Source organism: Pseudomonas oryzae, assembly GCF_900104805.1.
Taxonomy (GTDB): domain Bacteria; phylum Pseudomonadota; class Gammaproteobacteria; order Pseudomonadales; family Pseudomonadaceae; genus Geopseudomonas; species Geopseudomonas oryzae.
Genome location: NZ_LT629751.1, coordinates 3,379,562 through 3,390,445 on the forward strand (window position 1 = coordinate 3,379,562; position 10,884 = coordinate 3,390,445).

The 10,884-nt window shown below is 67.2% G+C and carries 12 protein-coding genes; 4 read left to right on the top strand and 8 right to left on the bottom strand.

The window, feature by feature from the left end:
- Nucleotides 1-4 precede the first annotated feature (4 nt).
- The 4 genes from BLT78_RS15145 to BLT78_RS15160 all read left to right on the top strand — a co-directional run bounded on the left by BLT78_RS15145 (nucleotide 5) and on the right by BLT78_RS15160 (nucleotide 4,160).
- Nucleotides 5-532: a TRAP transporter small permease gene (locus tag BLT78_RS15145; RefSeq protein ID WP_090349886.1), complete on the top strand. Its 528-nt coding sequence runs from the start codon at nucleotides 5-7 to the stop codon at nucleotides 530-532.
- On the top strand, nucleotides 529-1,851 hold the full coding sequence (locus BLT78_RS15150; protein WP_090349889.1) for a TRAP transporter large permease: 1,323 nt from the start codon (nucleotides 529-531) through the stop codon (nucleotides 1,849-1,851). The genes BLT78_RS15145 and BLT78_RS15150 overlap by 4 nt, the downstream gene beginning before the upstream one ends.
- 60 nt (nucleotides 1,852-1,911) lie before the next feature.
- Nucleotides 1,912-3,120 (top strand): Bcr/CflA family multidrug efflux MFS transporter, encoded by a 1,209-nt coding sequence (locus BLT78_RS15155; protein WP_090349892.1) that lies wholly within the window; start codon nucleotides 1,912-1,914, stop codon nucleotides 3,118-3,120.
- A gap of 71 nt (nucleotides 3,121-3,191) precedes the next feature.
- Nucleotides 3,192-4,160, top strand: a complete 969-nt coding sequence (locus tag BLT78_RS15160) for an MBL fold metallo-hydrolase (protein ID WP_231975638.1) — start codon at nucleotides 3,192-3,194, stop codon at nucleotides 4,158-4,160.
- A gap of 210 nt (nucleotides 4,161-4,370) precedes the next feature.
- Here the strand turns inward: BLT78_RS15160 and BLT78_RS15165 are convergent, their stop codons facing one another.
- The 8 genes from BLT78_RS15165 to BLT78_RS15200 form a co-directional block, all read right to left on the bottom strand.
- On the bottom strand, nucleotides 4,371-6,752 hold the full coding sequence (locus tag BLT78_RS15165) for a DUF6701 domain-containing protein (RefSeq protein WP_090349895.1): 2,382 nt from the start codon (nucleotides 6,750-6,752) through the stop codon (nucleotides 4,371-4,373).
- A gap of 269 nt (nucleotides 6,753-7,021) precedes the next feature.
- Nucleotides 7,022-7,420, bottom strand: a complete 399-nt coding sequence (locus tag BLT78_RS15170; RefSeq protein ID WP_090349898.1) for a hypothetical protein — start codon at nucleotides 7,418-7,420, stop codon at nucleotides 7,022-7,024.
- A complete protein-coding gene (locus BLT78_RS15175) occupies nucleotides 7,410-8,288 on the bottom strand; it encodes a PulJ/GspJ family protein (protein WP_090349901.1) in 879 nt (292 codons plus the stop codon). Before BLT78_RS15175 ends, BLT78_RS15170 begins: the two co-directional genes overlap by 11 nt.
- Entirely contained in the window at nucleotides 8,281-8,745 is a 465-nt protein-coding gene (locus BLT78_RS15180; protein WP_090349904.1) for a type II secretion system protein, read from the bottom strand. Before BLT78_RS15180 ends, BLT78_RS15175 begins: the two co-directional genes overlap by 8 nt.
- Entirely contained in the window at nucleotides 8,742-9,191 is a 450-nt protein-coding gene (locus BLT78_RS15185) for a prepilin-type N-terminal cleavage/methylation domain-containing protein (RefSeq protein ID WP_090349906.1), read from the bottom strand. Before BLT78_RS15185 ends, BLT78_RS15180 begins: the two co-directional genes overlap by 4 nt.
- Before the next feature lie 4 nt (nucleotides 9,192-9,195).
- The gene (locus BLT78_RS15190) at nucleotides 9,196-9,657 is read right to left on the bottom strand and encodes a type II secretion system protein (protein ID WP_090349908.1); all 462 of its coding nucleotides are present in this window, start codon (nucleotides 9,655-9,657) and stop codon (nucleotides 9,196-9,198) included.
- A 206-nt stretch (nucleotides 9,658-9,863) separates the two neighbouring features.
- On the bottom strand, nucleotides 9,864-10,316 hold the full coding sequence (locus BLT78_RS15195) for a type II secretion system protein (RefSeq protein WP_090349911.1): 453 nt from the start codon (nucleotides 10,314-10,316) through the stop codon (nucleotides 9,864-9,866).
- Between the two features lie 47 nt (nucleotides 10,317-10,363).
- Complete coding sequence (locus BLT78_RS15200; RefSeq protein ID WP_090349914.1) at nucleotides 10,364-10,852, bottom strand: prepilin-type N-terminal cleavage/methylation domain-containing protein; 489 nt, start codon at nucleotides 10,850-10,852, stop codon at nucleotides 10,364-10,366.
- Nucleotides 10,853-10,884 lie beyond the last annotated feature (32 nt).

Sequence of the window (10,884 nt, forward strand, 5' to 3'; positions counted from 1 at the left end):
CGTCATGCAAGAGTCGCTCTCCTTCGAGAGCGGCCTGACCGTGGAACACGGCGCCTGCCGCCGTGTCCTGCACCACGTCGCCCAGGGCTTCGCCCTGGCCGGCGGGGTGGTCATGCTGCTGCTCATCAACATGTCCCTGATCTCCATCATCGGTCGCAAACTGTTCGCCACGCCGATCCGCGGCGATATCGAACTGATGGAGATCGGCGCATCGATCGCCATCGCCGCCTTCCTGCCGCTGTGCGAGCTGCGCGGTACGCACATCAAGGTCGATGCCTTCACCATGAAGCTGTCTTCGGGTGCCCTGCGCGTGCTCGACGGCTTCGCCCATCTGCTGTGTCTGCTCGCCGCGCTGCTGCTGGCCTGGCGCACCAGCCTGCAGATGCTCGACAACATGGAGTACGGCGACGTCTCCACCCTGCTGTCGATCCCGATGTGGATCCCGCTGATGTGCATCGTGCCCAGCCTGATCCTGCTGGCGCTGTGTTCGCTGGCCCGTATCACCGACATGATCCGTGGAGGTCGCGCATGAGCGGTCTTTCGCTCGGCCTGATTGCCCTGGCCATCACCCTGACCCTGCTGGCGCTGCGCGTGCACATCGGCATCACCATGCTGATCGGCGGCGCGGCCTGCTTCTGGGCGGTCAACGACGGCGACCTGTCCTCGCTGCTGTTCACCCTCAACAACCTGGCCTACTCGCGGCTGTCCAACTACGACCTGGCGGTGATCCCGCTGTTCGTGCTGATGGGCCAGTTCGCCACCCACGGCGGCCTGTCACGCGCCATCTTCCGCTGTGCCGCCGCCTTCATCGGCCACTGGAAGGGTGGCCTGGGCATGTCGGCGATCGGCGCCTGCGCCGGCTTCGGCGCCATCTGCGGCTCCTCGCTGGCCACTGCGGCGACCATGAGCCACGTCGCCCTGCCCGAGCTGCGCCGCTACAACTATTCCGGCCGCCTGGCCACCGCCACCGTGGCCTGCGGCGGCACCCTGGGCATCCTCATCCCGCCGTCGGTGCCGCTGATCATCTACGCGGTGCTGACCCAGGAGTCGATCGCCAAGCTGTTCGTCGCCGCCGTCATCCCCGGCATCATCGCGGTGATCGGCTACATGGTCGTGCTGCGCATCATGGTCGCCCGCGAAGGCGGTCACGACCACGAACTGCAGAAGGCCAGCGCCGGCGAGCGGCTGAAGGCCTTCGTCAACGTGCTGCCGGTGGTCGGCGTGTTCCTCGTGGTGATCGTCGGCATCTACGGTGGCTGGGCCAACCCCACCGAGGCCGCCTCGATCGGCGCCGCGGCCTGCGGCATTCTCGCCGTGCTCCAGGGCGGCATGCGCTGGCAGGGCATCCGCACCAGCCTGCTCGGCACCGCCGAGACCACCGCGATGATCTTCCTCGTGCTGCTCGGCGCCGATCTGCTCAACTCCGGCCTGGCGCTGACGCAGATGCCCAACGAGCTGGCCGAGTGGGTGAAGAACAGCGGTCTGGCGCCGATGCTGGTGCTGTTCGCCATCCTCGTGCTGTACCTGCTGCTCGGCTGCGTGATGGACTCGCTGGCGATGATCCTGCTGACCATCCCGATCTTCTATCCGGTGATCATGGGCCTGGACTTCTTCGGTCTGGACGCCAGCGAGAAGTCGATCTGGTTCGGCATCCTCGCCCTGATGGTGGTGGAGATCGGCCTGGTGACGCCGCCACTGGGGATGAACCTGTTCATCGTCCAGCGCGCCGCCGGCAACGTACCGCTGACCGAAACCGCCAAGGGCGTGATTCCGTTCCTCACCTCGGACATCCTGCGCATCATCCTGCTGGCGCTGTTCCCCGCAGTCACCCTGTGCCTGCTGCAGCTGTAACGCTCTGGGCCGCCTGCGGGCGGCCCTGTTTTTCTCCCCCCGGCTTTCCATGGTAAGTGCATGTCCGCCGTCGCCAACCCCCAACGCCTGATCGTCCTGCTCGCCGCGCTGGTGGCCTTCGGCCCGCTGTCGATCGACATGTACCTGCCCAGCCTGCCGCTGATCGCCAGCGACCTCGCTGCCCCGCAGGCGCAGATCCAGCTGACCATCAGCGTGTTCCTCGCCGGCCTGTGCGCCGGCATGCTGTTCTATGGCCCGCTGTCCGACCGCTTCGGCCGGCGCCGGCTGCTGCTCGGCGGCATCGCCCTGTACATGCTGGCCAGCGTCGGCTGCATTCTCGCCGCCAAGGCCGAGCACCTGGTGTTCTGGCGCATCCTGCAAGCCCTCGGCGGCGCCGCCGCCTCGGTGCTGGCGCGGGCCATCGTCCGCGACCTGTTCCCGCTCAAGGACGCCGCGCGCGTGCTGTCGCTGATGCATCTGGTGACCATGGTCGCCACCCTGATCGCCCCGCTGGTCGGCGGCTACCTGATCCTCATCGCCGGCTGGCGGGCGATCTTCGCCGTACTGCTGGCCTTCGCCGGCCTGTGCCTGCTGCTGGTGGCCTGGAAGATTCCCGAGACCCACCCGGCCGACAAGCGCGGCGCCTCGATCGCGGCCGCCTTCCGCGCCTATGGACACATCGCCCTGCAGCCCCAGGCGCTCGGCTACATCCTGTGCATGGGCCTGTCGTTCGGCGGCATGTTCGCCTTCATCACCGCCTCGCCGTTCGTCTACATCGAGTATTTCGGCATCAGCCCGCAGCACTACGCCTGGCTGTTCGCCCTCAACGTCGCCGGCATCATGGTCATGACCCTGCTCAATGCCCGCCTGGTCGGCCGTATCGGCCCGCAGCGCATGCTCACCTTCGGCGCCGCTGTCGCCGCACTGTCCAGCCTGGCCCTGGCGGTGCTGGGCTCGAGCGGCATCGGCGGCCTGCCCGCCATTGTCGTCTGCCTGGTGCTGTTCGTCAGCGTCACCGGCCTGCTCGGCGCCAACTGCGTGGCCAGCCTGCTGGCGCGCTTCCCCAGGCAGGCCGGCGCCGCCGCCGGCCTCGCCGTGGCCCTGCAGTTCGGCCTCGGCACCGCCTGCAGCGCGCTGGTCGGTGCCCTGCACGACGGCAGTCCGCTGCCGATGAGCCTGGTGGTCGGCGCTGCCGGCCTCGGCAGTCTGCTGGCACTGCTGCTGACCCGCATTCCGGAGCGCCCGGCTCCGGCCACTCCGGCCGCCTGACGACGGCCGGAGGCTTCACCGGGGCGCCCGACGCCCCAGCAATCCCACAATAACTACAAGAGAGAAACCCCATGTCCTTGCTCAAGAAGCTTCTGCCCTGCCGCCGCACCCTGCTGGCGGTCGCCACCAGTCTGGCCCTGTCAGGCAATGCCGCATGGGCCGCCGTCGGCGAACAGCCTAACGTGCGCCTGCTGCTGCTCGGCACCAAGGGCGGCCCGTCGCTGCTGCAGACCAAGAGCCTGCCGCAGTCCACCGTGCTGCTGGTGAACAACGACGCCTACCTGCTCGACGCCGGCTACGGCGCCAGCCTGCGCCTGGTCGAGGCCGGCATCCCGCTGCGCAACATCAAGGGTATCTTCATCACCCACCTGCACAGCGACCACGTGCTCGACTACCCGTCGGTGCTGATGAACGGCTGGGCGAGCGGCCTGAAGACGCCGATCAAGGTGTTCGGCCCGCAGGGCATCCAGGAAATGACCGACCACGCCTGGAAGACCTTCGACGTCGATATCCAGCTGCGCATCGTCGACGAGGGCAAGCCCGACCCGCGCCCGCTGGTCACCACCCAGACCATCCGCGAAGGCCTGGTCTATCAGGACCAGAACATGAAGGTCAGCGCCGTGTCGGTGCCGCATCCGCCGTTCGACAAGGGCCAGGCCTTCGCCTTCCGCTTCGAGGTCGGCGGCAAGAGCATCGTGCTCTCCGGCGACACCAACTACTCCGCCGACCTGGCCAGGTTCGCCAGGGACGCCGACGTGTTCATCAGCGAGGTGGTGCACGTCGAGGGCGTGCAGCGCCTGTCCGAGCGCATCGGCAACGGCTCCAAGCTGGCCGAAGCGATCATCTCCCACCACGTCACCGCCGAGGACGTCGGCCGCATGGCCAGCGACGCCAAGGTCGGCAAGGTGGTGCTCAGCCACTTCGTTCCCGCCGACGACCCCAGCCTGACCGCCGAGCACTGGCGCAGCGCCGTGGCCAAGACCTATTCCGGCGAGATCGTGGTCGGCCACGACGGCATGGAAATCCCGCTGCAGGACTGACCGCAGACCGGACCCGAAACCTGGCACGCGATCTGCATTAGATTAAGCGTCCAGTTTCGGGGACCACGGTATAGGCAGGCCGGGGAATCCCCTTTTTATGCCAGAGCCCCGGATCGCGCAGCGGTCCGGGGCTTTTTCATGCCCGCGCCCCATGCGCCTGCCTGTCGGATTGGCGCCAACCGGACATCCCCGAGCGGCCCTGAGGATCGCTCAGCGATAGATTTCCCGACGGAAGATCAACGGCGCGCTGCCGCGGTAGATGCCGAAGGTCGCCAGGCCGCGCGCGGCCTCACGGGCTCCGTCGCCATTCCAGTCGTAGAGCAGCCACGGCAGCAGCGGAGAAGCCCCTTCGAGTCCGCCCAGGCCGACGCCGACGCTGCCCTCCTTGCCCGGCGCCGGCAGACGCACCATGCCCTGCCCGGCCAGCGGAGCGCTGACCGTCGGCCCGATGATATCCGCCGGCTGCAGGCTGCCGGCGACCGCTTGCAGTGCAGGACTGCCCAGCCATGGTGCAGAACAGCTGTCGCCGCTCTCGCTGCGGAAGCCGTTCAGCCCCCCGCCCAGCGCCTGCCAGCTTTCCAGCCAGAACGGCACGTCCAGCCCCTGCAACTCCGAACCGAAGGCGTTGCCGAAGCGCAGGCGGCCGAGGCGTACCTCGCTGCCGCCGAAATCGAACGCGAAGTCGCTGCAGCCGCCGCTGGCATGGCAGACGCCGTCAGCGTCGGTGAGCTGGGTCGCGGCCAGACGCAGGCGGGCGATGGCGGAGCCGGCGACGCCGAACGGCAGGTCGTCGGCCTGTGGCTGCGCCGCCGCCGTCCACAGCAGGCGGTCGTCGGCCCAGCGGAACTGCCGGGCACCGTCGCCGGCCAGATCGCTGGCCAGCGCCGTGCCCTGTGCACTGCCGGAAGTCTGCAGCCGGCCGGCGACATCCAGGCCGGCGCGGCCGGTGATCGACAGGTAGTCCTGGCGCTGCGGCGCGGCCAGGCGCCAGAACTCGCCACGGTCGTAGTTGCGGGTCACCCCGCCCTGGCGGTTGTAGCCGGTCACGGTGAGCAGCGGCCCCTGACCGCCGACGAAGCCGATCGGCTGCTGCTGGTAACTGAACGCACCGCAGGCCTTGTCGAGCTGGGCGCTGGCGCTGGCCCCCAGCCAGGCCGGGGTGAAACGACCGACCAGGCCGCTCTCGCCACCGTCCACCGTGTAGCCGAAGTAGCCGCCGCTCGGCGGCGTGGCCGTGATGCGGAAGATGCCCACCTCGCGCTGACTGGGATTGAGCGTGGTCTGGCTGCCGAGGGCATGGCTGTAGCTGGTCAGCGACAGGCTGCCGCTGTCGCCGCCAGCAGGGGCGACCAGGGCGCTGGCCAGGGCGATGCCGCTGAGGCGGAAGTTCGGCGTGCTCGGGTTGTCGGCCAGCGCCGCCGCGCTGCGCGCCTCGCCATCGGCCTGCCAGGCCACCGCGCGGATACGCAGCGGGAAACTGTCGCCGGCGGCGCGCAGCACCGTGCAGCCGGCCACGCTGGCGGCGCTGCAACTGGCGTCGGTGGCCAGGTGCAGGCCATAGGGGCGACTGACGAAGGGATCGGCGCCACTCATCACCAGTCCTGCGTCACCGTAGGTCGCGCTGCCCAAGTAGCTCGCGTCCAGCTGCAGTTGCCCGGCGTCGGCGTAGCTCAGGCTGGCGCTGGCCTGACCGCTGGCGTTGAAACTCAGGGACAGGGTTGTCGGGCTGGCCGAGGTGGTGGAAATCGCAGTGCCGCCGACCACCACCGCCTGGTTGCCCAACTGGGCGGTAGCATCCGGATCAAGGTAGCTACTCCACAACTGCACCGGACGGATGACGTTGGCGAAAGCCGGTACGCAGGATGCGCTGTTGTCGCTCTTGCGCACAGCCGTCACGGTCAGCGTGTCAGGTCGCCGGGCGAGCAGATCAGGGGCCTGCACCAGCAGACCGGCGTCGGAGAAGGTCAGGTTGCAGTTGTTCGAAGCCGCGCCGCCGTCGATGCGGCACTGGGTGGCATTGGCGGGCGCCGGGTTGGCTCCACTGACATCCAGCGTCACGGTCTGCGCAGTGCGCAAGGCAACAGCGGTGGTGGTACTACCGGTGAAGCTGACTGGACTACCGCCTGGAGTGACACTCAGGCTGCTGCTACCCGCAGTGTAGGACGAGCTGCAGCTGGCATCGGGACAGGCGATCACCGTGACCGCATGCGGCTGGCAGGTCAGCGCCTGACTGGCGAAGGACAACTGGTAATGGTGCAGGCTGCCATCGCTGCATAGCCCCGGCAGATCGAAAGCGGCGGCAGCCCCCGAGTCGTAAGTAACCTTGGCCTTGCTGTCCAACGTGACTGTGCCCTTGGCCGTGATCGCACCGTAGACTTCAGCCTGCGGCTGGGCATCGACATTCCCCGTGGCGTAGATCAGCGCGTTGATGGTGTTCTGTGTACCAATGGTCAGGTTACCGCGGACGATGATCACCAGATCCTGCGGCCGGCCACCGGAGTCTCTGGCCACCGAATAGGGGTTGATCGTCGATTGCGGTTGCAGCGTCAGATCGCCATCGAAGAACAGCCAAGTGGTTGCTCCGGCCTTCACCGTGATGGCACTCCAAGTGCCTAAGGTTCCTGACTTGTAGTACCAGTCGTTCGACGTCGCGTAATGCACACTCGAGCCGGAGAAGGTCGAGTAGTCGCTCGCACTCAGGCCAGCGAAGATCGCATCTACAGATGCTGAAAGATCAACACCACTGGAGGTGGTGTTGGCTGGAAACACCTGAGAACAGGCTGCCGCCCGAGTCAGCGGGCTGGCCAAAAGCCCAACGGCGAAGAGCAAGGCTATCAGTACGTCTCGCAAGCCTCCCATGCTCACCTCCCCACCGTCGCCGTCAGCCGCCGCCAGGCGTAGTCGCCCCGACTACCGGGAGCACCGTTGCTCGCGCTGGCCTCGAGGCGAAACAGGCTGAACGCCGCGCCCGTCTCGTCCGTGTAGTCGCGCCGGCTGCAGGTGAGCGACACGCCGAAGTCGGCGAGATTGCCGCCGGCCATGCTCACGCTGCCGCTGGCACAGGCACCGGTGGCCCGCACCCGGTTGATCCCCCACTCCAGCGCGGCGCGCGCGGCCTGGTAGGCACGCGCCTGCTGCAGGGCGAGATCGGCGTCGGCGCTCTGGTTGACCGCCATACGGCCCATGGTGACCACCACCAGGGCGATCACCACCATCAGGAAGACCGCCGCCACCAGGGCGAAACCGCGTTCATGGCGCATTGTCGATATGGACCTGCTCAGTGAGTTCGACGCTCTCGCCCCCCAGGCTGAGGCGCAGGCGCAGACTGGCCAGCCCGGCGCGGCTGCCGATGCCGCGGCGGTATGCGAAGCCGCAGGCGGCCACGTCGCCGGCGACGGCCGCACTGTTCGCGCCGGACGGGATGCTCGCCGGCAGCGTGGCCAGCAACTGGCTGTATTCGTAGCGGCGCAGTTCGCCGCCGACGCAGCGGTAGCCGACCACCTTGTCGGCCAGATAGACCCGCCGCTGCGGCGAAGCGTAGGCGAAGCGGAAGTCGCCGGGCGTGCTCACCTGCAACAGGCTCTCGCCGGCCGGCGCGCCGCTCAGCGCCGTGAAGGATGTACCGCTCGGCGTGACCACGCCGGGATTGGCGTAGGCCCACAGGTTGCTGCCTGCCAGCGGCACGCCAGCGGACTCGGCGCCGACGTTGTACAGCACCAGCCAGCGCGCACCGCTCGGGTCGAGGCCCGACTCGAGCAGCTGGAAGGCATCGCAGCGCTGGCCGGTCGCGGTGCAGGTGGCGGCGGTGCCGCTGGCGAAGGCCAGCGCGTCGCTGCCGCTGCGATTGGGCCGGTAGCGACCGGCGCCGTGGATATTGAGCAGCTCCAGGGCCTGGCCGTCGGCACTCACCCGCAGCGAGTTGGGCACCGCCAGGCGGATGTCGCGCTGCATGCGGCTGAGCGCCAGCGCGCCGCGGTCGACCAGTTCGGCGCGGCGACTCTGGTCGACGAAGCTGGTCAGCGGATGCGACAGCACACTGCCGATCATCACCGCGACCACCGCGCTGAGGGCGATCACCAGCACCAGCTCGACCAGGGTAAAACCGTACAGACGCCGGCGTTCAGTCATGGCGCACCCGATAGCCGCCCAGGCGCAGCTCCTGGTTCGCCGGATCGCGGACGCTGACCTGCACGTAGAGCACATCGCTCGCCGCCAGACCGTTCCACGCGGTCGGCGTCACGCTGACGCTGACCCGGTAGCCGCCGAGACCGGCCAGCGCCTCGCCGTAGGCGTTGCGTGCGCCGTTGTCGACCAGCCCGGCGTAGTCGCAGACGTTGTCGTAATTATGGCGCTGCGCCTGCGCCGCCGGGCACTGGGTCGCCGTGGCCGGATCGAGGAAATCCTGCAGCAGCACCTCCTCCAGATAGGCCTCGGCCAGCGCGAGACTCTGCTGGCGCAGCAGCGGGTCGGCCGAGCGACCGCCGATGCTCGCCATCGCGCCGTACAGCGCCGCGGCGGCGATGCCGACGATGACGATGGCGATCACCAGTTCGACCAGGGTGACCCCGCGCTGGCGCCTGATCATCGCACCAGCCCCGTGCCGGCCTCGACGCGCAGGACATGGCCGCCGAGGCTGGCGCTGACCGCCGTATCGGCACGGCCGAGCGAGTCGAAGATCACGCTGAAACCGCCTGCCGGAGTCAGACCGATCCCGGCCGGCGCGCTGCCGATGTAGGGCGTCTGGCCGCTGGCCGGATCGATGACCGCGGCGGTGAAATCGCTGGTGCTGCTGTCGCAATCGGCATCGCGCAGCAAGCGGTAGCCGCTGGCATCGAGGCTGAAGCGGATGCGGCAACCCCCGGCGAGCGCCAGCTTCTGCGCATGGCGCAATGCCGCGCGGGCGCCCTCGGCATAGAGGCGGTCGTCGAACACCTGGCGCTCGAAAAAGCGCGGCCCCACCACGGCGGCGAGGATGCCGATGATCACAATCACCAGGATCAGCTCGACGAGGGTGAAGCCGCGGGAATGCATGGAGTCAGCAGCCACCGGTCTGGATGACGATGGCGGGAGACACGCTACCCGTCGTGTTGGCCTGGGTGTAACGCACGTAGCAGTTGGCCGCGGAGGTCATGCCGGCGGGGCGAACGGTTACCGAACTGGCGGTCCCGGCGATGGCGAAGTTGTTGCCGTCGATACCGGCTGCATCGGTGATATCGCCCAGTCCGGCCAAGGTGACGTGGGCCTGGGGATAGCCGCCGACCAAGATCACGGTGCTTCCCTCCATGTCCAGATAACCGTCTACCCCCCCCTTGGCCAGCCATGCCGCATGCGACGTGGCCGAAGCCGAGCGGATGGACGCCGCAGCCCCCTGCACGCTGGCGATGCGCGCATCCCGGCCAAGGTCGGCGAAACGCGGCAGGGCGAAGGCGGAGAGGGTGGCGAGCATCACGATTACCAGAATGAGTTCGATCAGGGTGAAACCACGTTGGCGGTGCATGGGGACTGTCCTTGTCCGGGCAGAGCGGCCAGCTCCGAGCCGGCACTGAAGTTCATTTGCATCACTTGCTCCAAGATGCACATGTTGCCGGAGCTTACTGGGATGGTAGAGCCAGCGGTAAAGAGAGCACTCAGCTCTCCCAAAATCTGGGGCATTCGAAGATCCGTGCCCACGCGAAAACGTGGGCACGGATCAGCCTTAGAAAATTAGTTGCAATTGGCAGAAGTAAGAGCCGTTGAAGTGATGGTCGGCACCGTATCAGCAGCAGCCATCTTATAGCTGAAAGTGCAGGAAGCTTTGCCAACGGCCTGAACTATATAAGTGTCAGCAGTAGTTGTGTCGATAGTGTAATCGCCGGATACAACTCCTGAAGCAGCACCTATACCAGCTGCGGTCGGTGCAGGATACAGACCAACCATATCCACATCGCCCCCCTCGAGGGTCACATCCGCGTTGGCCGCATTGTTCCTAGCCAATGCGGCAGAGTGAGCGATGGCAGCGGCCGATTTGACCGAGGCCAACGCACCCTGCATGGACGCTAAGCGCGCATCACCGCCCAGGTTGGCAAACCGCGGCAGCGCAAACGCAGCCAGAATGCCCAACACCACAATGACCATGATCAGTTCGATCAAAGTGAAACCACTTTGCTGTTGCTTCATGATTAAGCCCTTAAAAGGTTGATTACTTGAGTTAGAGACAGAAAAAATCAGTTGGCATCGACGGTCACGACGCCAGTAGCGGTGTCGTACTGAATGCTGCGGGTGCTGCCGCCATCCAGGCTGTAGCCGTAGGTGCAGGTCGTGGTGCCGGTGGCGACATAGTCAGCGGTACCGCTGGTAGCCACGACAGACGGCGCCGAGCCCTGCAGCACGCCCTTCCAGATCTCCACACAGGCAGCCGCATCGCCGCTGGTGGAGGTGCCGATCGGCCAGCCACCGGCGCTCACGTCCACAGTACCGTCGCCAAAGCCAGTCACGTTGGTGTTGCCGGTGGTTCCCTTGGCCTTGTTCAGCTCCCACTGCGAATGAACCAACGCCACCCCGGCTGCCAGCGCACCACCGGTACCCTTGACGGCAGCGGTATGCGCATCCTCGGTGGCATCCATGAAACGCGGCAGCGCCACCGCGGCGAGTACGCCGAGGATCACGATCACCACCACCAGTTCGATCAGGGTGAAACCCTTCTGTTTCTGCATTTCCATCTCCATCTGCCCTTCTGCGGGCCTGC

Excerpts from the sequence above, each read along its gene's own strand:
- BLT78_RS15180 (WP_090349904.1), bottom strand. The coding sequence starts at position 8,745 with ATGATCAGGCGCCAGCGCGGGGTCACCCTGGTCGAACTGGTGATCGCC.
- BLT78_RS15160 (WP_231975638.1), top strand. The coding sequence starts at position 3,192 with ATGTCCTTGCTCAAGAAGCTTCTGCCCTGCCGCCGCACCCTGCTGGCG.
- BLT78_RS15155 (WP_090349892.1), top strand. The coding sequence starts at position 1,912 with ATGTCCGCCGTCGCCAACCCCCAACGCCTGATCGTCCTGCTCGCCGCG.
- BLT78_RS15185 (WP_090349906.1), bottom strand. The coding sequence starts at position 9,191 with ATGCATTCCCGCGGCTTCACCCTCGTCGAGCTGATCCTGGTGATTGTG.
- BLT78_RS15145 (WP_090349886.1), top strand. The coding sequence starts at position 5 with ATGCAAGAGTCGCTCTCCTTCGAGAGCGGCCTGACCGTGGAACACGGC.
- BLT78_RS15170 (WP_090349898.1), bottom strand. The coding sequence starts at position 7,420 with ATGCGCCATGAACGCGGTTTCGCCCTGGTGGCGGCGGTCTTCCTGATG.
- BLT78_RS15195 (WP_090349911.1), bottom strand. The coding sequence starts at position 10,316 with ATGAAGCAACAGCAAAGTGGTTTCACTTTGATCGAACTGATCATGGTC.
- BLT78_RS15190 (WP_090349908.1), bottom strand. The coding sequence starts at position 9,657 with ATGCACCGCCAACGTGGTTTCACCCTGATCGAACTCATTCTGGTAATC.
- BLT78_RS15175 (WP_090349901.1), bottom strand. The coding sequence starts at position 8,288 with ATGACTGAACGCCGGCGTCTGTACGGTTTTACCCTGGTCGAGCTGGTG.
- BLT78_RS15150 (WP_090349889.1), top strand. The coding sequence starts at position 529 with ATGAGCGGTCTTTCGCTCGGCCTGATTGCCCTGGCCATCACCCTGACC.
- BLT78_RS15200 (WP_090349914.1), bottom strand. The coding sequence starts at position 10,852 with ATGCAGAAACAGAAGGGTTTCACCCTGATCGAACTGGTGGTGGTGATC.